20 protein-coding genes and 2 pseudogenes are annotated in these 26,063 nt (G+C 73.4%); 11 read left to right on the top strand and 11 right to left on the bottom strand.

The genetic code is table 11. The features are described from left to right. Nucleotides 1-75 precede the first annotated feature (75 nt). Nucleotides 76-531: an RpiB/LacA/LacB family sugar-phosphate isomerase gene (locus AQJ58_RS38425; protein ID WP_067259048.1), complete on the bottom strand. Its 456-nt coding sequence runs from the start codon at nt 529-531 to the stop codon at nt 76-78. On the opposite strand from AQJ58_RS38425, the gene AQJ58_RS43650 reads away from it, so the two are divergent. Then, nucleotides 530-838 (top strand): hypothetical protein, encoded by a 309-nt coding sequence (locus AQJ58_RS43650; protein WP_159056396.1) that lies wholly within the window; start codon nt 530-532, stop codon nt 836-838. The genes AQJ58_RS38425 and AQJ58_RS43650 overlap by 2 nt on opposite strands. Nucleotides 839-992: 154 nt before the next feature. On the opposite strand, the gene AQJ58_RS38430 is transcribed toward AQJ58_RS43650, so the two are convergent. Beyond that, nucleotides 993-1,874 carry an SCO6745 family protein gene (locus AQJ58_RS38430; RefSeq protein WP_067259050.1) on the bottom strand — a complete coding sequence of 294 codons (882 nt, stop codon included), beginning with the start codon at nt 1,872-1,874 and terminating at the stop codon, nt 993-995. Nucleotides 1,875-1,985: 111 nt separating this feature from the next. Between AQJ58_RS38430 and AQJ58_RS38435 the strand changes: the two genes are divergently transcribed. Beyond that, a complete protein-coding gene (locus tag AQJ58_RS38435) occupies nt 1,986-2,513 on the top strand; it encodes a hypothetical protein (protein ID WP_067259052.1) in 528 nt (175 codons plus the stop codon). Here AQJ58_RS38435 and AQJ58_RS38440 read toward each other — a convergent pair. Continuing rightward, nucleotides 2,449-3,351, bottom strand: coding sequence for an alpha/beta fold hydrolase (locus AQJ58_RS38440; RefSeq protein WP_067259053.1), 903 nt, complete (start codon nt 3,349-3,351; stop codon nt 2,449-2,451). The genes AQJ58_RS38435 and AQJ58_RS38440 overlap by 65 nt on opposite strands. 85 nt (nt 3,352-3,436) lie before the next feature. On the opposite strand from AQJ58_RS38440, the gene AQJ58_RS38445 reads away from it, so the two are divergent. Then, on the top strand, nt 3,437-4,036 hold the full coding sequence (locus tag AQJ58_RS38445; RefSeq protein ID WP_067259055.1) for a hypothetical protein: 600 nt from the start codon (nt 3,437-3,439) through the stop codon (nt 4,034-4,036). Between the two features lie 296 nt (nt 4,037-4,332). On the opposite strand, the gene AQJ58_RS38450 is transcribed toward AQJ58_RS38445, so the two are convergent. Continuing rightward, a complete protein-coding gene (locus tag AQJ58_RS38450; RefSeq protein WP_079079493.1) occupies nt 4,333-5,598 on the bottom strand; it encodes a DUF418 domain-containing protein in 1,266 nt (421 codons plus the stop codon). A gap of 314 nt (nt 5,599-5,912) precedes the next feature. Here AQJ58_RS38450 and AQJ58_RS38455 point away from each other — a divergent pair, with 314 nt between their 5' ends. Further along, the gene (locus AQJ58_RS38455; protein ID WP_067259056.1) at nt 5,913-7,700 is read left to right on the top strand and encodes an ABC transporter ATP-binding protein; all 1,788 of its coding nucleotides are present in this window, start codon (nt 5,913-5,915) and stop codon (nt 7,698-7,700) included. Between the two features lie 200 nt (nt 7,701-7,900). On the opposite strand, the gene AQJ58_RS38460 is transcribed toward AQJ58_RS38455, so the two are convergent. Further along, entirely contained in the window at nt 7,901-8,596 is a 696-nt protein-coding gene (locus AQJ58_RS38460; RefSeq protein ID WP_067259058.1) for a response regulator, read from the bottom strand. A 164-nt stretch (nt 8,597-8,760) separates the two neighbouring features. Here AQJ58_RS38460 and AQJ58_RS38465 point away from each other — a divergent pair, with 164 nt between their 5' ends. Further along, on the top strand, nt 8,761-9,963 hold the full coding sequence (locus AQJ58_RS38465; protein ID WP_067259169.1) for a DUF418 domain-containing protein: 1,203 nt from the start codon (nt 8,761-8,763) through the stop codon (nt 9,961-9,963). Nucleotides 9,964-10,289: 326 nt separating this feature from the next. On the opposite strand, the gene AQJ58_RS45185 is transcribed toward AQJ58_RS38465, so the two are convergent. Next, a complete protein-coding gene (locus AQJ58_RS45185; RefSeq protein WP_234360441.1) occupies nt 10,290-10,805 on the bottom strand; it encodes a response regulator transcription factor in 516 nt (171 codons plus the stop codon). On the opposite strand from AQJ58_RS45185, the pseudogene AQJ58_RS43130 reads away from it, so the two are divergent. Together AQJ58_RS43130 and AQJ58_RS38480 are read left to right on the top strand one after the other, a co-directional pair. Continuing rightward, nucleotides 10,780-11,319, top strand: a pseudogene (locus AQJ58_RS43130) (substrate-binding domain-containing protein); the annotation flags it as partial. The gene AQJ58_RS45185 and the pseudogene AQJ58_RS43130 sit on opposite strands and share 26 nt — an antisense overlap. Nucleotides 11,320-11,398: 79 nt before the next feature. Continuing rightward, a complete protein-coding gene (locus tag AQJ58_RS38480) occupies nt 11,399-12,274 on the top strand; it encodes an amidohydrolase family protein (RefSeq protein ID WP_234360442.1) in 876 nt (291 codons plus the stop codon). Nucleotide 12,275: 1 nt separating this feature from the next. Here AQJ58_RS38480 and AQJ58_RS38485 read toward each other — a convergent pair whose 3' ends face one another. The 3 genes from AQJ58_RS38485 to AQJ58_RS38495 all read right to left on the bottom strand — a co-directional run bounded on the left by AQJ58_RS38485 (nt 12,276) and on the right by AQJ58_RS38495 (nt 17,083). Then, complete coding sequence (locus tag AQJ58_RS38485) at nt 12,276-13,256, bottom strand: SMP-30/gluconolactonase/LRE family protein (RefSeq protein WP_067259061.1); 981 nt, start codon at nt 13,254-13,256, stop codon at nt 12,276-12,278. Nucleotides 13,257-13,520: 264 nt separating this feature from the next. Further along, nucleotides 13,521-14,603, bottom strand: a complete 1,083-nt coding sequence (locus AQJ58_RS38490) for a substrate-binding domain-containing protein (protein WP_067259063.1) — start codon at nt 14,601-14,603, stop codon at nt 13,521-13,523. After that, nucleotides 14,600-17,083: a SpoIIE family protein phosphatase gene (locus tag AQJ58_RS38495; RefSeq protein ID WP_234360443.1), complete on the bottom strand. Its 2,484-nt coding sequence runs from the start codon at nt 17,081-17,083 to the stop codon at nt 14,600-14,602. Before AQJ58_RS38495 ends, AQJ58_RS38490 begins: the two co-directional genes overlap by 4 nt. Before the next feature lie 153 nt (nt 17,084-17,236). Here AQJ58_RS38495 and AQJ58_RS38500 point away from each other — a divergent pair, with 153 nt between their 5' ends. The 4 genes from AQJ58_RS38500 (at nt 17,237) to AQJ58_RS38515 (ending at nt 22,049) form a co-directional block, all read left to right on the top strand. Continuing rightward, on the top strand, nt 17,237-18,325 hold the full coding sequence (locus AQJ58_RS38500; protein WP_067259065.1) for a sugar ABC transporter substrate-binding protein: 1,089 nt from the start codon (nt 17,237-17,239) through the stop codon (nt 18,323-18,325). A gap of 70 nt (nt 18,326-18,395) precedes the next feature. Beyond that, nucleotides 18,396-19,169: an ATP-binding cassette domain-containing protein gene (locus AQJ58_RS38505; protein ID WP_067259068.1), complete on the top strand. Its 774-nt coding sequence runs from the start codon at nt 18,396-18,398 to the stop codon at nt 19,167-19,169. A 5-nt stretch (nt 19,170-19,174) separates the two neighbouring features. After that, complete coding sequence (locus tag AQJ58_RS38510; protein ID WP_079079499.1) at nt 19,175-20,464, top strand: sugar ABC transporter permease; 1,290 nt, start codon at nt 19,175-19,177, stop codon at nt 20,462-20,464. Between the two features lie 100 nt (nt 20,465-20,564). Continuing rightward, on the top strand, nt 20,565-22,049 hold the full coding sequence (locus AQJ58_RS38515) for a sigma-70 family RNA polymerase sigma factor (protein ID WP_067259070.1): 1,485 nt from the start codon (nt 20,565-20,567) through the stop codon (nt 22,047-22,049). 58 nt (nt 22,050-22,107) lie between these two features. Here AQJ58_RS38515 and AQJ58_RS46090 read toward each other — a convergent pair. Next, nucleotides 22,108-22,323: pseudogene (locus tag AQJ58_RS46090) on the bottom strand (hypothetical protein); the annotation flags it as partial. 152 nt (nt 22,324-22,475) lie between these two features. Beyond that, entirely contained in the window at nt 22,476-25,706 is a 3,231-nt protein-coding gene (gene icmF / locus AQJ58_RS38520) for a fused isobutyryl-CoA mutase/GTPase IcmF (protein ID WP_067259072.1), read from the bottom strand. Between the last annotated feature and the right edge of the window lie 357 nt (nt 25,707-26,063).

A 26,063-nucleotide genomic window follows, 5' to 3' on the forward strand; every position in this document is an offset into this window, starting at 1 on the left:
ACTCTCCCCGGTCCGCCGGGCACCCGACAGGGCCGACCGGCCCATACGGCCGAGCGGATGCGCCCTCAAGGGCTCTCAGGGCATGGTTCGGCCCGAGTCGAGACCGTCGACGTGCCGCACGTTGCGGCGGTCCTCGGCGTCCGGGCTGGGCTCCGCGCCGAACCAGGCGTCCAGGATCTCCTTGAGCAGCGGCTCGGAGGTCAGGCGCAGGCTGAGGGCGAGGACGTTCGCGTCGTTCCAGCGGCGGGCGCCGTCGGCGGTGTAGGCGTCGACGCACAGGGCGGCCCGCACACCGGCGACCTTGTTGGCGGCGATCGACGCGCCCGTGCCGGTCCAGCAGCACACCACGGCCTGCTCCGAGATCCCGTCGGACACGTCCCGCGCCGCGGCCTCCGCACACACGGCCCACTGCGGGTCGTCGCCGGGACGCAGTGCGCCGTGGGTCACGACGTCGTGCCCGCGGCCGCGCAGCTCCGAGACGAGGGTGCGCGCCACGGCTTCGTCCATGTCCGAGGAGACGGAGATCCGCATGTCCCGGAGCCTACTGAGCGGAGCCGGTGCTGTCGCCCCCGGAGTCGGGCTGAAGTGGGCCGCCGGGTGCCGTCTCGTGGCCCACGCCCTGCGCGCCCCCGAGGGAGGGGGACGTCGGCGCGACGGCGACCCCGGCACGCGGTTCCCCTCCCGGACCGGCGGGACCCACGTCCGGGACCGTACGGCGTCGGGGAGAGCCCGTCTGCTCGGCGCTCGGCATTCCGGCGACGCCGTCGACCCCGACGACGCCGAGCGCCCGGCACCCGCGCCGCCCGGCACCTCCCGGCGATGTCCCGAGCGGACGTGAGCAGCGCTCTCGCGTTCCGCGGGACGCGGCACATCGAGCCGGTGCGGGGCGCGTCCCGCGCGCGCGGGTTCCGTCACGGGGGTCACCTGGGGGGGACGGAGACCCGCCCCGTCCGTCGCGTCCGTCCTGGACCCGGCCCACCGACCGGGGCGGATCAGCGCCCGCCGTTCTCCCACGAACCCCTGGTCAGTCCCACCGGGTTGGCGGGCGGGACGATCCCCGAGTCCAGGACGGTCCGGGCCAGCGGGGTGAGCAGTCCTGCGAGGCGGGCGGTGGTCTCGGTGCCGAGGGCCTCCCAGGGCCGGGCGGCCGCGGCGTCCGTGTCGGCCTCGATCTCGTCGCGGGCGGCCGCCCCCTCCTTGGTGAGCCGTCCGCCCTCGTCGAGCCAGCCGCGCGCGACCAACCGGGCCCGCGCCGCCCGCCAGGGTTCCGGGCCCCACTTGCGGGTCTGCCGTTGCGCCTCCTCGTCCGACTCCCCCGCCGCGCACTTGAGCACCATCGCCTCGACCGGCCCCACACCCCGGGCGACGAGGACGGCGACATGGCCGTCGCCCCGGTGTTCGCGCAGGGTGGTCAGGGCCTGCCAGAGTCGGACGTGCGGCTCGGCCGGGCGGGTGAGCGCCTGGTTGGCGGCGCCGAGCACCCGCCCCGCCGTGTCCGCGGCCTCGGCCGCCGCCCAGGCCAGGTCGGCCGCCTCGGCCATCTCCTCGGAGGCGACGACCTCGGGTCCGTACACCTCGGTCATGGCGGCCCCGACCGCCCGCGCGCGTACCGCGAGGACGTCGGCCGGGTCGGCGTACCCCCAGGCGTCCGGCAGCGCGCGGGTGACGCGGTCGGGGTGGAAGACGTAGAAGCAACTGGTGACCACCGAGGCGGGCGCGGGGCCGAGCGGAGCCGCGCGCAGGGCGAAGTAGCCCATCCAGTAGCCGCGCAGGCCCAGGTCGTCGGCGGCCCGGCGGACCTCGGGGGTGAAGTAGACCAGGTCGTGGACCGGTTCGAACCGCTCCCACAGGCTGCGTGCGACGGTCTCCCCCACGGTGGTCCTCCCCGTTCGCCGGCGGCGGCTGCCGGTAGGAAGCTTCGGTCATGACAGCGGTCCCGACAACCCCACGAGGGCGTTGTCGGTGGTCGCGTCTAGCCTGCGTCCATGACTGAGACGATCACCGACGACCGCCGCTTCCCGCCCGCCCTGGCCGAGGTGGCCACGGCGGACTTCCCCTACGACGACGGGGACGGCTTCGACTTCGAGCCGTACGACGTCTTCGACTCCGCGGAGGAGACCACCGACTGGATCCGCGACTGGACCGGCAACCCCGAACTCGACGGCGCCGCCTACCGGGTCTTCGGCCAGGACGGCACGGGCGGACTCGCAGCCCTGTGGTGCGTGCGCCCCGGGTTGCCGCTCGGCGAGCAGCCGGTGGTGTTCCTCGGCTCGGAGGGCGAGGTCGGGGTGGTGGCGGGGAACCTGTCGGACTTCCTGTGGGTCCTCGCCGACGGCTACGGCCCCATGGAGGCCGCGCTGTACCCCGACCGCGACGTCCGCCCCCAGCCGGAACTCGCCGAGTTGGCCGCCCGGCACGCCACCACCCCGCGCCGTCCCGCCCGCGCGGTCATCGAGGAGGCGAAGGCCGAGTTCCCGACGTTCGAGGACGACCTGTCCGCGCTGTGCCGCTGAGGCCGGCCGCCGGGGCGAGGAACGCCGCGACGGTCTCGGCGAACCGCGCGGAGTCGTCCAGCCAGGGGTAGTGCCCCGCTCCCGGCTGGACGACGAGGGCCCCGTCCGGGAACAGTCCGGCGAACTCCGCGACCGAGCGGGGCGGGCTGTTGACATCGAACTCACCGGCGAGCAGCAGGACGGGGGCGAGGAGGGCGGCGAGCGCGGCACGGGTGGCCGCGGGGGTGAAGGCCCCCTCGGCACCGAAGCGGGCGGCGATCCGCTCGTCGGCGGGGCGCGCAAGCGCATGGTGCTGCCGGGCGGCCTCGTCCCATCGGCCGTGGAAGAAGGGGGCGATCGCCTCCGCGTCCGCGGGCCCGCCCCGGGTGAGCGTCTGCAGAGCTGCGTACGCCCGCGGGAACCATGGCTCGTCCTTCCTGAGCCGCGCGAGCTCACGTCGTGTCGCCCCGGTGATCTCGATGCCGACGGCCCGGGTCCCCGGGGTGACGAGCACGAGTCGTGCGAGGCGCCCGGGATGCCGGGCGGCGTACTGCGTCACGACGTTCGCCCCTGCGGAGTGGCCGAGGAGGTCGATCCGGGTCAGCCCGAGATGCGCACGCAGGGCCTCGACGTCGTCGACGAGCCGGTCGCAGCGGTAGGAGGAGGCGTCCTCGGGGATCGCGGACCGCCCGGTGCCGCGCAGGTCCAGGACGATCAGCCGGTGCCCCGCGGACAGACCGCCGAGATCCCCGAGGTAGGCGGAGTCCGTGGGGCCGCCGGGGACACAGACCAGAGGGGTTCCGACGCCCGTCTCGCGGTAGGCGAGCCGGGTGCCGTCAGGGGCGCGGAAAGTGGGCATGCGCTGGATTCTGGCAGCCATAACCTGGTTGTACAACCTGGTTATGGTGATCGAGTCCGCGCCGAGCAGGGTGTATAACCGGGTTGTGGCAGGTGAGGAGAGCAGCGGCGGCGCACCCGAGACGCTGACCGAAGAGCAGGCCGAGCGCATGCTGACGGAGATCAACGAGGTCATCCGCGCGGGTGAGGAGATGCGCGCGCTGCGGGCCGAGATGATCCAGGTGTTCGCCGGGCTCGGCTGGACGCAGGACACCATCGCCCGGCTGGCCGGGATGAGCCAGCCGGCCGTGTCCAAGCAGATGACGAAACACCGGGACGCCCCGCCGGCCCCGCCGGCTCTCACCCTCGACCAGTCCGACGCCCCCTGGCTCGAAGGGCGCCTGTGGGGCCTGGCCGAGGAGATCTCCGAACTCCTCGACGGCACGGCCCACTGCACCCGGCACCTCGACGCCCTCGGCCGGGGGAGGAAGCGCTTCACCCCGCAGACGGTCGACGCGCTGCGGCGGCTCGTCGAGGCCGACCTGAGGGTGAGCGCCGCGGAACTGCCCACCGGATTCCGGGCCGCCTACGACACGGTCAGCCGGGGACTCGACGTGCCCGCCCGGGACACACCTCCCAGCGCCTCCGCGTCGGTCCGCCGCGCCCTGGCCCGACAGCTCCAGCGCGACCGGCTCCGGGGCGACTGATCCGCGCGCCCCTCGGCGGACGGTGAGGGACGCGTTCTCGCGGGCCGGCCCAGGATGCGACTGGTCGCCGGCCCCCGAGGCCACCCTCGACGCCGTGATCGTCTTTCACCGGTGCCGACGGGCGGTTCGAGGTGCCGCTGCGGGTGGTCAGCGGCGGGGAGCGGGCCCGACGCAGGGCGCGCGGGTGCGGGGAGGCCGACGGCTGTGGCCCGATCGACGCGATGCACACCGAGCGGAGGGCGACGGTGTTCCGGCTGCCCTCGTCGGAGCGTCGGCGTTCCCACCCCGGCCGGGTCTCATCGAATGCGCCTCGCCGGCTTGGTGGCGGCGTTGAGCAGGTACTCCAGGGGGCCTCGGCGGAAGAAGCGGGACCAGGTCGCGGCGAACAGGACGGCTCCGAGGACGTACAGGATCAGGGGCAGCCAGGACTGCTGGGTGCCGGCTCCGGCGGGCGTGGACAGTGCGGTCTGTGCGAGGAAGTGGCCGACGTAGGCGGTCAGGGACATGGTGCCCACGGCGATGACCGGCCTGGCCAGGCGGCGCAGTCGCGGCAGGCGGTCCATCGCCACCGTGGCGCCCACGATCACGAGGATCGCGATTCCGACGCTGCCGATGATGTCGAACGTGGTGCCGCTGTGCGGCCCGGCCTTCAGGAGGAACGAGGCGGGCAGGTCGGGGAACGACCCGCCGTCAGGGGGCATCGATCCGCTGCCGGTGGGCATCGACCCGGAGCCGCCGGACGACGGCCCGTCCTCCGCGAGGCTCCGCAACGCGTCCTTGCCGGCGAGCAGCAGGGACATTCCGTAGGCGGCGGTGGTGAGGGTGACGCCGAGTGCGGCCAAGCGCTTCTGGACGGTGCCGGAGGAGAGGTCGAGGCGGCCCAGTGCCATGCCGGCGATCACGAAGGACATCCAGGTGAGCGCCGGGTAGAAGCCGGTGAGCAGCAGATCGAGGACGCCGACCTCGCTGAGGTGGCGGAGCGGGTCGTAGGTGTTGATGCTCTCTTGGACCGACGGGGTCAGCAGCGAGGTGAGGACGAACGCCAGCTGCGGTGTGACGAGGGCGAACGCGGCCGCGGTGATCGCGAGGGTCCTGGCGCTCAGTCGCACCAGGGGCAGGGCGAGGAGGAAGTAGACGCCGTAGAAGCCGAGGATGATCACTCCCCCGTACTCGATCGCCATCACGGTGCCCAGGGCCAGCAGGATCACGGCGCGGATCGCGATGCGGGCCTTCGCCTGCCGGCCGGCCAGGCCGGTCTTGGGCTCGTGGCGGCCGGCGAGCAGCATCAGCGAGAAGCCGGCGAGGGTGGCGAACAGGACCGACGAGTGACCGTCCGACATGTACCGGATCCAGCTCGCGACGCCGGTCGTGGCGGACAGCGGGGGGCCGATGTGCACGACGTACATGCCGAACACCGCGAGCGCGCGGGCCAGGTCGACCCCGACGAGGCGTCCCGTCGAGGGACCCGGCGAGGCCGGCGCGGCGGACTCGGTGGTGGCTCGGGGCGGTGGAGGCGCGTTCTCCTGCGGAGCGGACGTCTCCTGGGGCGGTGTCTGTGTCATACGGAAAACGTCGCGTGGACGTCCGGGGGCGGGCCATCCGGCAGGTTTCGGGATCTCCCCCGCCGACCGGCGGTCACCGCCCTGCCGACTGACGGAGTCTCGTCCTGACCGGTCGGTCCGGTGCGACCGGACGGACCGTGTTGTTCAGCCACTTGGCGGGGGTGGACCCGACGGTTGCCGGATGGGCGCGTGGTGGCCGGGCTCGAAGGCTTGAGGCATGACTGACCGCGCCGCTGCCCGGGGCGCGAGGACTGCCTCGGCATCTCGGCCCGCCTGCCGGACTGTGACGCCGCGACACCGCAGAAGGGAACTTCGTGGACACCGTATCCGCTCCGACGACGGACGAGACGGCCCTGTCCGCCCGGGGGACGGTCAAGGCGCTGGGCGCGTATGTGCGGCCGCACCGGTGGGCGGTCGCCCTCGGTCTGTTGTGTGCCCTGGTCGGGGCCGCCGGGGGGCTGCTGCAGCCGTTGGCCACGAAGGAGCTGGTGGACCGGCTCGCCTCCGGTGACACCGTCGCCGGGATCCTGATCGCGCTCACGGTCCTGGTGGTGCTGGGCACGGCGGTCGAGGCGTTCGGCGCCTACGTGCTGGAGCGGACGGCGGAGTCGGTGGTGCTCGCCGCGCGACGCACCCTGGTGGGGCGGCTGTTGCGGCTGCGGGTCGCGGAGTGGGAGCGGATCCCGCCGGGCGATCTGATGTCCCGGGTCACCTCGGACACCACGCTGCTGCGGGCGGTCAGCACCCAGGCGGTCGTCTCCGCTGCCACCGGCGCGGTGACCTTCGTCGCGGCGGTCGTGCTGATGGCGTTGCTGGACGTCGTGCTGCTGGGCGTGACGCTCGGCGTGGTCGCGCTGGTCGGCGGGGCCGTCGCGCTGGTGATGCCGAGGATCGCGCGGGCCACCGAACGGGCGCAGGAGGCGGTGGGGGAGATCTCCGTCGCGCTGGAACGGGCTCTCGGGGCGTTTCGTACCGTGAAGGCGTCCGGTGCCGAACAGCGGGAGACCGCCCGGGTGGAGGCGGCGGCGCGGCGGGCGTGGCGGCAGGGTGTGAAGAGCGCGAAGTGGGAGTCCGTGGCCGGCGCGGCCGACGAACTCGCCGTCCAGCTGGCCTTCCTCGCCGTGCTCGCGGTCGGCGGGGCGCGTGTGGCGTCCGGAGCGATCCCCGTGTCCACGCTCATCGCCTTCCTGCTGTACCTCTTCTACCTGATCGAGCCGGTGTCCCAGCTGATCGGCGCCGTGACCTCCTGTCAGGAGGGGGCGGCCGCGATCTCCCGGATCGCGCACGTGGAACGCCTGGCGACCGAACCGACTGCCGGGCAGCGGGGCGGCCTGCCCGGGCGGCGGGCCTCGGTGCCGGGGCCGGCGCGGGTCCGCTTCGAGGACGTGTCCTTCCGCTACCGCCCGGGTGGGCCGTACGTCCACCACCAGGTGAACTTCGAGGTGCCGGGTGCCGGGATGACGGCTTTCGTGGGCCCCTCCGGTGCGGGCAAGTCGACGGTGTTCGCGCTCATCGAGCGGTTCTACGAGGCGACCGGCGGCCGGGTCCTGGTCGACGGCAGGGACGTACGGGACTGGTCGCTGTCCGAACTGCGGTCTGTCATCGGGTACGTGGAGCAGGACGCTCCGGTGCTGGCCGGCTCACTGCGGGAGAACCTGGTCTTCGCGGCGCCCGGCGCGACGGACGACGATCTGCACGACGTCCTGGCCCGCACGAAGCTCGACACCCTCGTCGAACAACTGCCCCACGGCCTCGACACCCCGGTCGGACACCGCGGATCGAAGCTGTCGGGCGGGGAGCGGCAGCGCATCGCCATCGCCCGCGCCCTGCTGCGCAGGCCCCGGCTGCTGCTGTTGGACGAGGCGACCTCGCAGCTCGACGCCCTCAACGAGCTGGCACTGCGCGACGTGGTCATGGAGGTGGCCCGCGAGACCACCGTGCTGGTGGTGGCCCACCGCCTGTCGACCGTGACCGGCGCGGACCGGATCGTCGTCATGGAATCCGGCCGGGTGCGCTCGGTGGGCACCCATGAGGAACTGGTGGCGCGGGACCAGCTGTACGCGCACCTGGCGACCTCCCAGCTCGTGACCCGGGCGGGATGACCCCACCACACCGGGCCGGCTCCTTGGCATCCGCGTCCTTGGCGGCCACTGCAACGCCCCGGCCCGTACGGCGATGAGGCCGACCTGGCGGGAGACCACGTCGTGCATCTCGCGGGCCGGCTGGACGCGTCCACGGCCGCCACCGCCACCGCCACCGCCACCGCCACCAGGACGATGTCGACGACCGGCAGGGGCACGGCTCAACGGCCGGCCCCCGGCCGCTGGTGCTCGTCGAGCAGTCCGGCCCGCTGCGCCAGGAGCGCGGCCTGGACCCGGCTCGCCACCCGCAGTTTCGTGAGGATCGCGCTGACATGGTCCTTGACCGTGCCCGCCCCCAGATGGACGCGCGCCCCGATGTCCGCGTTCGACAACCCCTCCGCCACCAGGACGAGAACGTCGCGCTCCCGCGCGGTGAGCAGCCGGACCCGGGCCGCCTCCGCGTCGACCGCCGCCTCGGTGCCGGGGTGACTGTGCAGCAGCGTCCGCGACGCCTTGGGGGACAACACCACACCGCCCGCGACCAGGGTCCGCACCAGGTGGGGGAGCTGCTCCGGCTCGGTGTCCTTGAGCAGGAAACCGGCCGCGCCGGAGTTGAGCGCGGTCAGGATGTACTCGTCGGCGTCGAAGGTGGTCAGCATCGCCGCCACCGGCGGATCCGGCATCGTGCGCAGCTCGCGCAGGACGGTGAGCCCGTCGACGTCGGGCATCCGGATGTCCAGCAGCACCACGTCGGGCCGCTCGCGGCGGACGGTCTCGACGGCGTCGCCGCCGCTCGCGGTCGCGACGACCTCGATGTCCTCGGACGCGCCGAGAATGAGTTCGAAGCCCGAGCGGACCAGTGCCTCGTCGTCCACCACCACTACCCGGATCACGCGCTTCGCCTCACGTTCGTTCATACCGTCCGGCCCATGCCGACTCGACCCTAGAGCCACGTGGCGCCCCCGCTGCCCGGCCAGGGGCAGCTCCAGCCACTCGGCGGGGTGGCACCCACCACTCGGCAGGGACACGGCAGCCTTCTGCCGGATGGTCCATGATCGGCCCGGTCTCCACCCTGAGGGTCATGACTCGCCACCCAGACTCCCCACCGCTCCCGGCTGACGCGCCGCGCCCCGAACGCGAGCGCAGTGAGCCCTCGACCGGTGCGTGGGACGTGGGCCGGCTGATCGGGCTGGACCTGGCCCGCGGCCTGGCCGTGTTCGGCATGTACGCGGTCCATGTGGGGCCCGCCCCCAGCAGGGGCGGGGTCATCGGCTTCCTGATGGAGCTGGCGCAGGGCCGCTCCTCCGCCCTGTTCGCCGTCCTGGCCGGCTTCGCGGTCGCCCTCATCACCGGCCGCCGCACAGCGAAGACGGGCCTGGCCGGCCGTCAGGCCGCAGCCAAGGTCGTCATCAGGGCCGTGATCCTGATCGCTCTGGGCACCGCCCTGACCATGACCGGCACCCCGGTCGTGCCGATCCTCGCCTTCTACGGACTGTTCTTCCTGCTCGTGCTGCCCCTGCGCAGGCTGGGCGCCAGGCCACTGGCGCTGATCGCCGCAGGATGGGCCCTGGTGGGTCCGCAGCTGCTGTACGCGCTGAAGCCGGTGGTGGGCGGCCGCGTGTTCCCCTCCTACGGCCATGCCGACGGCCCCGTCTCACTGTTCTTCACCGGCGGTTACCCGGCCCTGACCTGGGTCCCGTTCGTCATCGCCGGTATGGCTGTCGCCCGCTGCGACCTGGCTGCCACGGTCGTCCGGATACGCCTGGCCCTCACCGGCGTCGCCCTCGCCGTCACCGGCTACGGCGGCTCCTGGCTGGCGGTGCGTCTCGTACCCGGTGCCGCCGAAGCCGTCCGGAGGGCCGAACAGGGGCCGGGGATGTCGTCCGTATCGCCCGACAGCGTCGGCATCTTCGGCGACACCCCCGCCGGGATGCTGGCCTCGGCCCCCCACAGCGAGGCGACCCTGTCCATCGTGGCCGCCACCGGTGTGGCGATCCTGGTGATCACCGCGTGTCTGGCCGCCGTGGACGCCTTCCCCGGGCTGCGCCGCCTGGCCGGGCCCGTCATCGCGGTCGGCTCGATGTCCCTGACGGCGTACGTCTACCACATCGTCGCCATCTGGCTCCTGGACACCGAGGAGGCAACCGCCCAGCCCCTGTACGTCCTGCTGGGCTTCATCGCGTCCGTCACCGTCCTCGCCACCCTCTGGTCCCGCTTCTTCCCGCGAGGGCCGCTGGAATGGCTGATGGGCAGGGCGACCGGACTGGCCAGACACATCCGATGAGACGCATCGGTGGGCCACTTCCCGCGGGTGCCGTTCCGCCGCGAGTTCGACGTCGCCCCGCTGCCCGCCTGGGAATCGGTGGTCTCCCCTTGCGTTGCCCCGTGCGGGGCCGCACCGACCGAGACCGGGCCCCCGCCGCCCGGACTGGGTCGGTCGGTCGCCCGGCAGGGGACGTCCCACGCGACGCCCGGCCACCGCACTGCGCGGCCACAGCCACCGCCACCGCGCACGCGGCGTCACCGGCACGGTGGTCGTCGTGCGGCGCCGTACGCGACGACGCCTCGCCGGGCCGGGCCTCGCCGAGCCGGGGCGGTCTGCCCGGCGGTTCAGTCGGCGGGGACGTGTTCCACGAAGTGGGCGAGGTGCTCGGGGGCCGGGCGCAGGACACCGTCGCGGACCGCCAGGGCGGTGGCCTCGGCCCGGAAGGCGCAGCCGGTCTTGCGCAGGAGGTGCTCGATGTGGCTGTGCACGGTGCGCGGTGACAGGTAGAGGGCCTGGGCGATGGCCTGGTTGGTCTGGCCCGTGGCGGCCCGGGTCAGCACCTCCAGCTCGCGCGGGCTGAGGGCGTACGGCAGTTCGGCGGACACCTCGCTGACCAGCACCGCCTCGCGCTGGCGGGGCGCGGCCCCCGGGTCTTTCCTGTTCGGCACAGCCGGACGCCCGCCGTGCCGGGCCGCCTTCCCTGGGAGTTGCGCCATGTCCAGATCTCCGTACGTCCCCACCCCCACGGCCTCCCGCCGCCGCTTCCTCGCCTGGTCGGCCGGTGCCGTGGTGACCGGGGCGCTCGGCGCCGCGGGCTGCTCGGCCCCCGGCGGGGTGAGCACGGCCGAGGCGGCGGGCACGGCCGCGGCGAGGGCCTCGGAGCTGACGCAGATCGGTCTCGACTACCCCTTCACCCAGCTCCCCCTGTACGCGACCCTCGTCAAACTCTCCACCGCCGCCGCGAAGAAGCACGGCGTCTCGCTGCTGACCACGAGCGACGCGAGCAGCGCCGACACCCAGCCCGCCGATCTCACCACGTGGGTCTCCCGGAAGGTGCCGGCGACCGTGTCCTTCCCGATGGTCTTCGAGGCCACCGAGGCGCCGGCGAAGCGGGCTCTGGACGCGGGCCTGATCTGGGTGACGTACGGCGGATCGCTCGAACACCAGAGCGCGGACATCCAGTTCGGCTTCCTGGAGGGCGGCCGGCTCCTCGGGGAGGCCGCCGCGCGGTGGGCCAACGAGACGCTCGGCGGCAAGGGCAAGATCGCCTTCCTCACCGACAGCACCATCCAGCTCGGCCGCGAGCGCACCAAGGGCATGGTCGAGGCGTTCACGGCGAAGGCACCCGGCGTCGACGTCGTCGCCCAGGAGCAGGCCATCGACCCGGACACCGGGCTGTCGAAGACCCGCGCCGTCCTCGCCAAGCACCCCGACCTCCATCGTGACGCTGGGCATGCTGACCGCCGTGCGCGGGCTGGCGCAGCAGCTGTTCCCGCTGCCGCTGAGCGGTTTCGGGCCGGGGTTCGCCTGGCTGGGCGGGTCGCGGATCGCCGGGGTGGAAGCGCCGGTGGTGATCGCCGCGCTGGTCCTGGTGACGGGGGCGTCGTTCCTGGCGTTCACCCCGGCGGGGCGGCACGTCTTCGCGATCGGGGTGAACCGGGAGGCGGCCCATCTGTCGGGCATCGCGGTGCGCCGGGCGCCGTTCGCGCCGCACGCGGCGGGTTTCCAGCTCGGCGTGCACGTCACCGGCGATCTGGCGATCGACGCGGTGGTGGACGCGTTCGTCGCGGCCGAGGCGGCCCTGCCCCGCCCGGACGCCCGGCACTACGTCATCCACGGCGACTTCGTCGGCCCCGGCTCCCTGGCGCGACTGGCCGCGCACGGGTGGGGGGTCAACATGAACCCGGCGATCAAGTGGACCGTGTCGGACCTGATGGACGAGGTGGTGGGGCGGGAGCGGTCCGCCCACCAGTGGCCCGTGCGGTCCGCGCTGGAGGCCGGGGTCGCGGTCTGTGCCTCCTCCGACGCGCCGATCACCGCGCCGGACTGGCGGCAGGGGGTGGCCGCGATGATGCTGCGGGAGTCGAAGGCGAGCGGCCGGGCCAGCGGTCCCGAGCAGTGCGTCGGTCTGGTCGACGCACTGCGGGCGTACACCGTCCACCCGGCCCGGCAGGACTTCGCCGAGGAGTGGAAGGGGACGGTCCAGGCGGGGAAGGCCGCGGACCTGTGTGTGCTGGACCGGCCGCTGCTCGGCCTGGACCCGCACACGATCACCGAGGTGCAGGTCGACCTGACGGTGTTCGACGGGCGGGTCGTGCACGAGCGGTGAGTCAGCCGCGGTCGCGCTGGTGGACGCGGGCGAGGAGGAGGTTCGGGTCGTCCTGTTCGACGTAGGACGCGCTGGTCACGTAGGCGCTTCGGCCGCGGACGGCCACGGCGGTCGGGTTGGACAGGCCGTCGGCGGCGGTGAGGACGACGGAGCGGCCGCCGTCGGGGGCGACGCGGAGCACCTCGCTGCTGCCGAGCAGCGCGGCGAGGACGGTGTCGCGGTGCCGGTCGACGAAGCCGAAGTCGTCGATGCCGGCCAGGCCGGTGGCCCGGGTGCGCACGGGTCCGGCGGAGCCGTCCTCGCGGACGGGGATGCGCAGGAGGGTGCCGGCGTCGCTGTTGGACACCCAGACGGCGCCGTGGTGGAAGCGCAGTCCGTTGGCACCGAAGCCGGAGGCGTCGGCTCCGGTCCCCGGCGCGAGCGCGGCTCCCGTGGCCCAGGCCGTGCGGGGGCCGCCGCCGACCGGGACGCGCCAGACGGTGCCGAGCACGGAGTCGGCGGCGTAGAGCACGCCCCGGCGCTCGTCGAGGGCCAGGCCGTTGGGGAAGCCGTCGGCGGGCAGTTCGGCGATCTGCCGCGGGGCGCCGCCGTCGCGGGCCAGGCGCCAGATGCCGGTCCTGCGGGTGCCGGTGGCGTAGTTGACGTAGAGGGTGCCGTCGGCGGCGCGGGCGATGCCGGTGACGACGGCGGCCGTGACGAGGGGGGTCTCGGGGTCCGCCACGGCGGGCAGGGTGGCGAGGGTCCGGGTGACGCCCGTGCGGGTGACGTTGACGATCTTCCGGGCGAAGAAGAAGGTCAGGTCGGCGGAGCCGTCGGGTGCGAGGGCGATATTCTCCGGCGTCTGCCCCTTCGCGAAGTCGAAGTGGGCGATGACGCGCGGGTCGGACACGCTCGGTTCGCCGCCCGCCGCGGGAGTCATCACGAGCAGACCGAGGGCGAGGGTCACCGCGGTGACGCCCGCCGGCCGGGGAAGTCGGAACATGGGCCTCTCCTGGGGGGAGCATGGGGGTGGCTCCTTGCGGGAGCGCGACAGGCGCCGGGGTGCGGCGCCTGACGAACATCGCGGCGGGCCGGTGACGGCGGCGGCAGTCGCGGCCGGGCGTTCCCCCGCGTGGCCCAGGGCATGAACCCGGCTGCCGCACGCGGGAGACCGGGCGGTGCGCACGGGCGCAGACGGGGAGAGACAGCCGCGGGATCGTCTTCGGCACCGAAGGCGGTCTCTACCAGCTGCTGACCGGGGCGTCCGTCACGGGCTGAGCCCGACCCGCTCGCAGGCGGCCCGCACCGGTGGGGCGCAGATCCGCTCGACGGTGTAGACGCCGTCCTTGACCAGGGTCCCCCGGATGTCGGCGGCCTTCACCGACCGGGGGGTCAGCAGGACGGCCGGGATGTCGCGGTTGGTGGGGCTGTCCACGGTGGTCGGCGCGTGGTCGCGCGCGTCCTCGCCGCGGCCCAGCGCGACGGCCATGCCGGCGGCCTCTGCGGCCTCCTCGTGGAACGGCTTGTAGACGGTCATGTACTGCTCGCCCTTGAGGATGCGGCGTACGGCGTCGAGGTCGGCGTCCTGGCCGGTGACGGGCGGCAGCCGGTGGACGCCGGCGCTCTTGAGGGCGGAGATGACACCGGCGGCGATGGTGTCGTTTGCCGCCAGGACGCCGTCGATCGCGTACGGGCCGAGGGCGGCGATGGCGGCGGACATGTTGGCGTGCGCGGCCTGGTTGCTCCAGTCCTGGGTCTCGTACGACCTGGCGATGCGCACCCGGTCCTGGATGACGGAGAGCGCGCCCTTGCGGTACCAGACGGCGTTGGTGCTGGACGGGTCGCCGTTCATCATCACGACGGTCCGGCCGTCGGCCCGCTTCTCCATGCCGTCCAGCAGCCCCTGGCCCTGGAGCCGGCCGACCTGGAGGGCGTCGAAACTGACGAAGCCGGAGATGGGGCCCTCCGCGAGCCGGTCGTAGGCGACGACGGGGACGCCCGACCTGCGCGCCTCCTGGATCGAGGAGCGCAGCGCGCGGGTGTCGGCGGCATCGAGGATCACCACCGCGGCCCCCTTGGTGATCATGGAGGTCATCTGTTGCTGCTGCCGGACCGCGTCGTTCTCGGCGTTGGCGTACTCGACGGTGCACCGGGGGCAGAGCTTCTTGACCTCCGCCTCGATCTGCGGCCGGTCGGAGTGCTCCCACCGGGGGACGGACCGGCTGGGCAGGAGCAGGCCGACGGTGAAGGCGTCGGAGCGGGTTCCGGTGTCGCCGCCGCAGGCGGCGGCGGGCAGCGCGAGGAGGGCGGCGGCGACCGCCGCGGTGACCGCCCGGCCGCGCCGTCTCATCGCACGTCACCGGCTTCCGCCCCGGCGCCCGGGTCCCGTCCGGTCCGGCCGTCGTGCCCGCTGCCCGTTTCTCCGACTGTTTCCCGGACCGTTTCTCCGACCGTTTCCCGGACCGCTTCTCCCTCCGCTTCTCCGTCCGTTTCTCCGTCCGGCACGACGATCTCGCTCCACACCTGTTTGCCGCCGGCCACCGGGACCGAGCCGGAGGACTCCGACATCGCCTCGACCAGCATCAGGCCGCGTCCGCCGGTGGACTCCCAGTCCACGATCACCGGTTTGGCGGGCGCGCGGGGCGAGGCGTCGCTCACGCCGACCCTGACCCGGTCGCCGCGCAGCACCAGGTCGAGCCGGACCGGGCCGGTGGTGTGCACCAGCGCGTTGGTGACCAGTTCGGAGACGACCAGCAGGACCGCGTCGGCTTCGGCGACCTTCCACCGGCGCAGGGTGCGCGCGGTGAAGCGGCGGGCGTGCATGACGGCGTCGGGCAGCCGCCACACCATCCAGCCGGCCCGGATGGGGCGGGTCTCCATGCCGTCGTAGCGCAGGAGCAGCAGCGCCACGTCGTCCTCGCGGCGGCCCGCGTCGCCGAGCAGTTCGTCGGCCATGGCGCCCGGATCGGCGGGGTCGGCCGCGGCGAGCGCGGTGCGGATGCGGCGCATGCCCTCGTCGAGGGGCAGGTCGGCGGCCTCCACCAGGCCGTCGGTGACGAGGGCGAGCACGGTGCCGGGGGCCAGGGCGACGGAGGTCATGGGGAACTCCGCCTCGGCGAGGATGCCGAGCGGCGGCCCGCCCGCGACCTCCACCTCCTCGGTGCCGCCGTCGGGGTGGCGGACCAGCGGGGCGAGGTGTCCGGCGCGGACGAAGAGGGTGTTGCCCTCCTCCATGTCGAGTTCGGCGTAGCAGCAGGTGGCGAAGAGGTCGGTCTCCATGCCGACGAGGAGCCGGTTGGCGTGCGAGACGACGACGTCGGGCGGGTGGCCCTCCATGGCGTACGCCCGGACGGCGGTGCGCATCTGGCCCATGATCGTGGCGGCTCCCGCGCTGTGTCCCTGGACGTCGCCGATGACGAGGGCGACGCGGTCCTCGGACAGGGCGATGACGTCGTACCAGTCGCCGCCGACCTGGAGTCCCCGCCGGGCGGGCAGATAGCGGGCGACGGCGATCCCGCCGGGCAGATCGGGCAGCCGGCGCGGCAGCAGGCTGCGCTGGAGCATGGTCGCGAGCTCCTGCTCCGCGTCGTGGGCGTGGGCGCGCTGGAGCGCCTGGCCGACGAGGGCCGCGGTGGCGGTGAGCAGCGAGCGTTCCTCGGGGACGAAGTCGTGCGGAAGGTCCCAGCCGACCAGGCACACGCCGGCGACCCGGCCCTTGGCGGGCAGCGGCAGGACGGCGAGCCCGCCCGGCCCGACGCCGGCGAGGCCGGGTTCCAGGGGGGTGCCCGCGGGCCACAGGTCCATCCGGCCGTCGCCGAGGGCGGCCTGCAGGGTCGGCAGGGAGCGGACGGGCGCGTCGGGCCATTCCGTGCGCCATTCGGCCCGCCAGGCGTCCGGCCAGGCGGCGGGCTGCGGCGGGTCGAGGACGGTGACCATCAGCCGGTCGTCCTGGAGGGCGGCGAGGGCGACCCGGTCGGCGCCCAGCGGCTCGCGCAGCGCGGACACCACCACGCGGCCGACGTCACGGACCGTCACGGCGTCGTCGAGGGCGGCGGTCAGCCACTGGATCCGGGAGACGTCGTCGGCGCTGCGGCGCAGCACCGGGGTGGCGGTCACCACGCCCAGGACCTGTTCCGGCCGGTCGGCGGTGGCCGGTTCGGCGCGGCAGATCAGGCTGAGCCAGCGCATCTCGCCCGTGGGCCCGCGGACCCGGAACTCCAGTTCGCGCCGGCCGGAGGCCTGGGGGGACGGCTCCAGGACCGACATCAGGGCGTGCATGTCCTCCGGCAGGGCGTGGGCGAGGAGGGTGTCGGCCTTTCCGTCGAAGTCGTCCGCGGAGATGCCGACGAGGTCGAGGAGGGTGTCGTCGGCCTCGATCAGACCGGTGTCCGGGACCAGGACGAAGGAGCCGACGCGCAGGCTGCGCAGGGCGGGGTCCAGCAGCGAGGACGGCTCGGTCGGGCCTGTCACGGGCTGGAGGAGACCGGCGACGGCGTCGGCGTAGCGCTCCAGGAAGCGGCGCTGGTCGGCCTCGAAGCCGTCGGCCGAGGCGCCCGTGACGACCAGGCACCCGAGCCGCCGGCCCTCCACGTCGAGGGGCAGCACACCCTGCGAGGGGTCCGTGCTCAGCCACAGCGGGCGGTCGGTGAGGAAGGCGCGGGCGGCGGGCGAGTCACCGGGCAGGGGAAGCCGGACCGGGGGCTCCGGCTGGGAAGGGGTCCCTCCCGCCGAGTCCACCAGCCGAAGCTCTTCGTTCCCGGCCCCGGGAACGTAGACCGCCGCCTGTGTCGCTCCGGCCAAGATCAGGGCCCGGTCGAGGCATGTCCGCAACGTACCTCCCGTCCCCGCGGCGGGCGCCGACAGGTTGAGAACGGCGCACCCACCCACCAGAATCGCATATACGAACCAACCAGACATATCTGCTGAAGTTTCTCGTCGATCGCCATCGATCGACACCATCGTCGTCGACACCAGGTACCACTCATGAAGGCCTGCATACGGGACACGACGGCCGCCGTGACCGCGGTCTCGGCGGCCGTCGTCCTCGCGGCCTGCGGGGCGGACGCCGGGAACGACCCCGCCGGGGGAACCGCGCCGAGCATCGCTCTGCTGATGCCGGACGCCACGACCGCGCGCTGGGAGGCGCAGGACCGGCCGCTGCTGGAGAAGAAGATCAGGGAACTGTGCGACACCTGCGTGATCGAGCACGCCAACGCCAGGGGCGAGGTGGCCAACCAGCAGGAACAGATGGACTCGATGATCACCAAGGGGGTGGACGCCATCGTGCTGGTGGCCGTGGACGGCAAATCGCTCGCCTCGTCGGTCGCGGAGGCCCACGCGGCGGACATCCCCGTGATCGCCTACGACCGGCTGGCCCAGGGGCCGATCTCGGGGTACGTCTCCTTCGACGGCAGGGAGGTGGGCCGGCTCCAGGGCCGGGCGCTGCTCAAGGCGATGGGCGACGGGGCTGCGCGGCCGCAGATCGTCATGATGAACGGTGATCCAGCCGACCCGAACAGCGCCCTGTTCAAGGAGGGGGCGCTGTCCGTACTGCGCGGGAAGGTGAAGATCGGCAAGGCGTACGACACCCTCCAGTGGCGGGCGGAGACCGCGCACATGAACATGTCCGCGGCCATCGCGGCCCTCGGGGCCGACAACATCGACGGCGTCTACGCGGCCAACGACGGACTGGCGGGCGGCAGCATCTCGGCACTGAAGGCGAACAAGGTCGCCCCGCTGCCCCCGGTCACCGGTCAGGACGCCGAACTGGGAGCGCTGCGGCGGATCGTCGCCGGCGAGCAGGACATGACGGTGTTCAAACCCTTCGGTCCGGAGGCCGCGGCCGGCGGGGCGATGGCCGTGGCCGCGGCCCGCCGCGAGGGCCTGGACCGGGTCGCGACGAGCGAGGTGACCCCGCGGGGCGGCGCCCGGGTCCCGGCCGTGCTGCTCAAGCCGGTGGCCGTGACCGCCGACACCATCAAGGACACCGTGGTGAAGGAAGGCCTGCACACGGCCCAGCAGATCTGCACCCCCCAGCTCCGGCCCGCCTGTGAGGAGGCGGGGCTGATCTGACGGGCCGGATCCGACGGGCCGCATCGCGCGACTTGGGCCTGGTCCGGGTCCGGGGAAGGAGTTGGTTGCCGTGCCCGACGCCCCCTTGCTGGCGCTGCGCGGGGTGTGCAAGCGCTTCGGCGTGGTCGACGTCCTGACGGACATCGAGCTGGAGATCCACCCCGGTCAGGTCGTCGCCCTCCTGGGGGACAACGGGGCCGGCAAGTCCACCCTGGTGAAGGTGATCTCCGGGGTGGCGCCCGCGGAGAAGGGCGTCATCGAGTGGGAGGGCCGGTCGGTCCACATCAGACGCCCGCACGACGCGCGGGACCTCGGCATCGCCACCGTCTACCAGGACCTCGCGCTGTGCGGGAACCTCGACGTCGTCGGGAATCTCTTCCTCGGGCGGGAGATCCGCCGGTACGGGTTCCTGGACGAGATGGAGATGGAGCGCCGCACCCGGGAGCTGCTGGAGCGCCTGACCCGGCGGGTCCCCGATCTGCGCGGGCCGGTCGCCTCGCTCTCCAGCGGTCAGCGGCAGACGGTCGCCATCGCCCGCTCGCTCCTCGGCGATCCCCGCGTGCTGCTGCTGGACGAGCCGACCGCGGCGCTCGGGTTCGAGCAGACCTCCGAGATCCTCGACCTCATCGACCGGCTGCGGGACCGGGGGCTGGGCGTCCTGCTGATCAGCCACAGCATGGGGGACGTGAAGGCCCTGGCGGACCGGGCCGCGGTGCTGCGGCTCGGCCGCAACAACGGCTTCTTCGACGTGAACACCGCCTCCCAGGAGCAGATCATCGCGTCCATCACCGGCGCCACGGAGAATGTGCCCCGCCGGCCGTCCCAGCGGGAGTCGGGGTGGTGAAGGACATGCGCAAGGTGGCGGACGGCACCGCGGCCGACGCCGCCGCCGACGGCGAGGGCCGCCCGCCCGAGCGCGAGCGGCTCGTCTCCCGGGCCGTGGACGGCGGGGTCCGCGCCGTGCGCGCGGTGCTCGCGCTCCTGGAGCGCAAGCTGCGGGCGGGGGAGCTGGGCTCACTGCCCGTGGTGCTCGTGCTCGCCGTCGTCTGGATCACCTTCCAGGCCCTCAACCCGAATTACCTGTCCCCGCGCAATCTGTCCAACCTCAGCGTGGACATCGTGGGGACCGGCCTGATCGCGGTCGGGATCGTCTTCGTCCTGCTGCTCGGTGAACTCGATCTGTCCGTGGGGTCGATCAGCGGCCTGGCGGCGGCCGTCTTCGCCGTGCTGAACGTGAACAACGGGGTCCCGGAGTGGCTGGCCGTCGTCGTCGGCGTGCTCACCGGCACCGTCACGGGCACCGTCCAGGGCTTCTCCATCGCCCGGACCCGGGTGCCGGCGTTCGTCGTCACGCTCGCGGGGCTGCTCACCTGGAACGGCCTGATGCTCGCCGTCCTCGGCGACAGCGGCACCGTCAACCTCGACGAGAACGGGCTGGTCGCCAAGTTGACCAGCTACTACTTCACCCAGGACGCCGTCGCCTACGGTGTGGCGGCGGTGGCCACCGCGGCGGTGTTCCTCGGTGCCGACCTGGACCGCAGACGCCGTACGGCGGTCGGGATGCCGCACCGCTCCTCGGCGGCGGTGGCCCTGCGCACCGCGGTCACGGCGGTGGTCGCGTTCGGCGCGGCCTATCTCCTCAACCGTTTCCAGGGGCTGCCGCTCGCCCTGCTGATCTTCCTCGTGGTGGTGGCCGGCCTGGACATCCTGCTGCGCCGCACCCACTACGGGCGGCAGGTGTACGCCCTGGGCGGCAGCATCGAGGCGGCCCGCCGCGCCAGCCTGAGCGTGATCCGGGTCCAGACGGCCGTGTTCGCGATCTCCGGCACGATGGCCGCGGTCGGCGGGCTGTTCCTCGCCTCGCGCATCACGTCGGTGAGCCAGAGTTCGGGCTCGGGCGTGCTGCTGGTGAACGCCATCGCGGCGGCCGTGATCGGCGGCACCAGCCTGTTCGGCGGGCGGGGTACGACCTGGTCGGCGGTGCTCGGCATGCTCGTCATCCAGTCGATCTCCTCGGGCATGGCGATCACGGACACTCCCCCCGCGGTGCAGTTCGTGATCACCGGTGGGGTGCTGTTCGCGGCGGTGGTCATCGACGCGCTGTCCCGCCACTCGCAGGAGGCACACGGTCGGGCGTGATGTGCGCCACATCACTCAACCTTCGCAACTTTCCTTGAAAGTTTTGTCATCTAGGCTGACAAACCCTTCGGCCCCCAGCAGGCAACTGGAGCGTTCCTCCATGACCGACAGGTCCACTGCCGTTCCCGCGCAAGCCTCCGCGACCGCCGCGTACGCCCGGATCTACGAGGAGCAGCAGCCGCGACTCGTCGCCTACGCCCGCTCGCTGACGCGGAACGCCTGGACCGCCGAGGACCTCGTCGCCGAGGCGCACTTCCGGGTGTGGCGCCGACTGGCCGAGGGGCACGAGATCGAGAACGTGCCAGCGTACCTCAGGACGACGGTGCGGCATCTCGCGATCGCCTCGGGGACCGCGGTGCGCGAGACGCCACGGGACCCGCACACCGACGAGCGGGCGGAGCCGGGCACACGCGAGGGCGACCCGGCCGAGCAGGTCTCGCAGGTGGATCTGGTGGTGCGGGTGCTGGGCCAGTTGCCCGAGCGCTGGGTCAAGGCCCTGTGGCTGGCGGAGGCGGAGGGGCAGCCGCTGGCCGCGATCGGGCCGCAGCTCGGCACCAAGGAGGGGGCGACGGCCGTCCTGCTCCACCGCGCGCGCGAGGGCATGCGGCAGGCCTTCCTGCGCACCCAGACCGGCGCCCCGGACGAACCCGCGTGCCAGGTGCACTGGGCCCGGATGCCCGCCTACGTCCGGGGCGCCGCGACGCCGCGCCAGGGGGAACGGCTGCTCGGCCATGTGGACGCGTGCGACGACTGCCGCGCCCGGCTGGCCGCGCTGATGCGCGCCAACGACCGGCTGCCCGCGATCGTCGCGCCGGCGCTGCTGCTGTTCGCGCTGGGCGGCACGGGCAAGTTCCTCATGGCGTTCACCGCGGGGTCCGCCGGCGCGGCGGCCGCGGCCGGCGGGCACGGCGCCGGTCTGCTGCACGGCGTGCGCCAGGTGGCGGTCGGCGGCTCGAAGGCGCAGGCCGCGGTGGCGGCGGGCGCGGTCGTGGCGGGCGCCGCCGCGTTCGTCCTGGTCATCGGTCCGGGCAGGTCCGCCCCGATACCGGCCCCGCGCACCCCGATCGCCGAGGCGCCCGTACGGCGGCTGCCCGTGGCGCAGACGCCGGCGGTCCCTCCCGTGCGGACCGCCACACCGGTCGAGGCCACGGCCGCGGAGCGGGCGCCGTCCGTCCGCGTGGCCGATGCCCCCGGCGCCCCGGGCGCCGCCACCGCACCCCCGCCCGCCGGGACACCGGCGCCGACCTACAGCCGGCGGCCCGCCGCGCCGGGGGACGGTAAGAGCACCGGCAAGCCGTCCCCCACCGCCACCCCGACGCAGGAGGAGACGGCGTCGCCCCCGGCGGACGACGGCAAGGGCGAGGGCCCGAAGGAGAGCGTGCCGCCCCCCACCCCCTCTCCCGGTACCCCGCAGCCCGAGCCTTCGCAGACCTCGGACCCCGAGCCGGGGACCGGGACCGGCAACGATGAGGACGGGGACCCGCACTGCCCGCCCGGCAGCGGCAAGCACACCGGACACGGCACGGGCCGGCACGGCGATCACGGGCGTCACCGGGGCGGGCACTCCGGGCTGGGACCTCGCTGACGACCCGGTCCAGCGGCTGGACGCCGCGTCCGGCCCGGCACATGGTGGTGGCCCCCTCGACGGCGGGCACCACCAGGGCCGCGCGTTCGACGGCCTGATCGGGGGCGGCGCCGTGCGCGCACAGCGCGTCGGTGAGCCGCCACTCCCAGGTCGCGACGGCCTCTGCGGCGGCCACGAGGGCGGGCGCCGCCGCCTCGCCCGGCGGCTCCTCCACGGAGACGGCGAGCACCGGGCAGCCCGCGGGAAGTCGCTCTCGACGACGACCCCGCGCCACAGGCCGAGGAAGGCCCGCAGTCCGGCGGCCGGGCCCGCCTCCAGATCCGTGCGCAGCACCCGGGCGACCGCTTCACCCGCGTACCGCACCGCCTCGGTCGCCGGGCCGGCCGGACCCGCCCCCCGGTCCCGGGGCGCGGGTCCGGGACCGGATCAGACGTTACGGCGGTACTGGCCGCCCACCTCGAAGAACGCGTCGGTGATCTGCTGGAGGGAGCAGACCCGGGCGGCGTCCATGAGGACCGCGAAGACATTGCGGTCGTTCACCGCCGCGTCCTTCAGGGCGGCCAGGGCCGCGTGCGCCTGGTCGCGGTGTCCGGCCTGGTAGTCGCGGACCCGTGCGAGCTGGGAGACCTTCTCGTCCTCGGTGGCCCGGGCCAGCTCGACGGTGGCGGGTTCGGCGGTGTCGGCGTGCGGGTTGCGGAAGGTGTTGACGCCGATGAGGGGCAGGCTGCCGTCGTGCTTGCGCTGCTCGTAGAGCATCGACTCGTCCTGGATCCGGCCGCGCTGGTAGCCGGTCTCCATCGCACCCAGCACCCCGCCGCGTTCGTTGATCCGCTCGAACTCCTGCAACACCGCCTCCTCCACCAGGTCGGTGAGCTCGTCGATGACGAAGGAACCCTGGAGGGGGTTCTCGTTCATCGCCAGGCCCCACTCCCGGTTGATGATCAGCTGGATGGCCAGGGCGCGGCGGACGGATTCCTCGGTGGGCGTGGTGACGGCCTCGTCGTAGGCGTTGGTGTGCAGGCTGTTGCAGTTGTCGTAGATCGCGATGAGCGCCTGGAGGGTGGTGCGGATGTCGTTGAAGTCCATCTCCTGGGCGTGCAGGGAGCGTCCGGACGTCTGGACGTGGTACTTCAGCTTCTGGGAGCGCTCGTTCGCGCCGTACTTCTCCTTCATGGCGACCGCCCAGATCCGCCGGGCGACCCGGCCGAGCACCGAGTACTCGGGGTCCATGCCGTTGGAGAAGAAGAAGGACAGGTTGGGGGCGAAGTCGTCGATGTGCATGCCCCGGGCGAGGTAGGCCTCGACGTAGGTGAAGCCGTTGGCGAGGGTGAAGGCGAGCTGGCTGACCGGGTTCGCGCCCGCCTCGGCGATGTGGTAGCCGGAGATCGACACGGAGTAGAAGTTGCGGACCTTGTGCGCGATGAACCACTCCTGGATGTCGGCCATCATCCGCAGGGAGAACTCCGTCGAGAACAGGCAGGTGTTCTGGCCCTGGTCCTCCTTGAGGATGTCCGCCTGCACCGTGCCGCGCACGTTCGCCAGGGCCCGGGCGCGCAGCTCGGCCGCCTCCTCCTCGCCCGGCTCGCGGCCCTCGGCGGTGCGGAACCGCTCGATCTGCTGGTCGATCGCCGTGTTGAGGAAGAAGGCGAGGATCGTCGGCGCGGGGCCGTTGATCGTCATCGACACCGAGGTGGTGGGGGCGACCAGGTCGAAGCCGTCGTAGAGCGCCTTCATGTCGTCGAGGGTGGCCACCGAGACACCGGAGGTGCCGACCTTGCCGTAGATGTCGGGGCGCTCGTCGGGGTCGCGGCCGTAGAGGGTGACGGAGTCGAAGGCGGTGGACAGGCGGGTGGCGGGCTGCCCCTCGGAGAGCAGCTTGAAGCGGCGGTTGGTGCGGAACGGGTCGCCCTCGCCGGCGAACATCCGGGCCGGGTCCTCGCCGTCGCGCTTGAAGGGGAACACGCCGGCGGTGAAGGGGAAGCTGCCCGGCAGGTTCTCCGCGCGCCAGAACCGCACCAGCTCACCGTGGTCGTCGAAGCGGGGCAGGGCGACCCGGGGGACCTTGTTCCCCGAGAGGGACTCACGGGTCAGCTTGGTACGGATCTCCTTGTCGCGGACCTTCACCACCTGCTCGTCGCCGGAGTACGAGGCGACGACCGCGGGCCAGTTCGCGAGCTGCTCGGTGATCTCGTGCGGGAGCTCGCGACGGGCGCCGTCGAGCAGGGAGGCGACGTTCGCGGCGTCCGCACCGGCCGCGGCGAGTTCGTCCCGCACGGCGTCGAGGCGCTGCACCCGCCGGGCCGCCGCGGCCAGCCGGGCGGTCTCGGCGTGGTAGGCGCGGACGGTGTCGGTGATCTCGGCGAGATAGCGCACCCGCTCCGCCGGGACCACCTGCCGGATGCCGGAGGAGTGACGCACGTCGACCGGGGCCAGCGCGCCCTGGACCAGCGGCAGCCCCTGTTCGCCGAGGGCGGTCCGCAGATGCTGGTAGAGCGCGGTGACGCCGTCGTCGTTGAAGGTGGCCGCGGAGGTGCCGTAGACCGGCATGTCCTCCGGCCTCTTGCCGAACGCCTCCCGGTTGCGGACCAGTTGACGGCCCACGTCCCGCATCGCGTCCTTCGCGCCCCGCCGCTCGAACTTGTTGATCGCCACCACGTCGGCGAAGTCGAGCATGTCGATCTTCTCGAGCTGCGAGGCGGCGCCGAACTCCGGTGTCATCACGTACATCGAGGTGTCGACGAACGGCACGATCGCCGCGTCGCCCTGGCCGATGCCCGGCGTCTCCACGACCACCAGGTCGAAGCCGGCCGCCTTCACCACGTCGATCACGTCCGACAGGTGCTCGGGCAGCTCACGGCTGCCCCGGGTGGCCAGGCTGCGGAAGAACACCCGGGCGCCGTCCAGGGAGTTCATCCGGATGCGGTCGCCGAGCAGGGCGCCACCGCCCCGGCGGCGGGTCGGGTCGACCGCGATCACCGCGATCCGCAGCTTGTCCTGCTGGTCGACCCGGAAGCGCCGCACCAGCTCGTCGGTCAGCGAGGACTTGCCGGAGCCGCCCGTGCCCGTGATGCCCAGCACCGGCACCGTCCGGGCCGCCGCCGCGGCCCGCACCTGGGCCAGGAAGTCGTCCGGCAGCTTGCCGAGCTCCGCGCCGGTGATCGCGCGGGCGATCGCGAACCGGTCGCCCGCGAGGACGGCGGACACCTCGGCCGGCTTGCCGTCCCACAGGTCGAAGTCGCAGTCCGCGACGACCGAGTTGACCATCCCGGCCAGGCCCATCCGTTGCCCGTCCTCCGGGGAGAAGATGGTCACCCCGCTCCCGCGCAGCCGGGCGATCTCCTCCGGGACGATGACCCCGCCCCCGCCGCCCACCACCCTGATGTGCTCGGCGCCCCGGGCGCGCAGCGAGTCGACCAGGTATTCGAAATACTCCACATGCCCGCCCTGGTAGGACGAGACCGCCACCCCGTGGGCGTCCTCCTCCAGCGCCGCGTCCACGACCTCCTGCACCGACCGGTTGTGGCCGAGGTGGATCACTTCCGCGCCCTGGGACTGGAAGATCCGGCGCATGATGTTGATGGACGCGTCGTGCCCGTCGAACAGGGCCGAGGCGGTGATCAGGCGGATGGGGTGCACGGGACGGTGCACTTCGCTCATGGGGACCTTCCCGGACGGATCAGGGGTACGCCGACGGTACGCCGACCCCGAGATACTAGGACGTCCTACTAATTTAGCGCAGGGTGGGGGCTCCGCGACGGGAGCGGTGCGATCGACCCTTGACTGTCCATGTTCCTGCCCATACGCCGCGGGCGGTTCGCTCGGTCGGGACAGCGGTTCGAGGGGGTTCCGGCGGTGCAGTGAGGGGCGCTTCGTGACAGACGCGGTCGACGCCGACGGGCGGTCGTTTGGACGTCTGCCGTGTCGGGGAGGAGGTGCCCGTGCTCGCCCCCCGGCTGCGGTCGTACGGGGGGCGCGGCGGGCGCGGCGGTGCCCGCCCGTCCCGACCACCATGGT

Source organism: Streptomyces sp. DSM 15324, from assembly GCF_001514285.1.
Classification (GTDB): domain Bacteria; phylum Actinomycetota; class Actinomycetes; order Streptomycetales; family Streptomycetaceae; genus Streptomyces.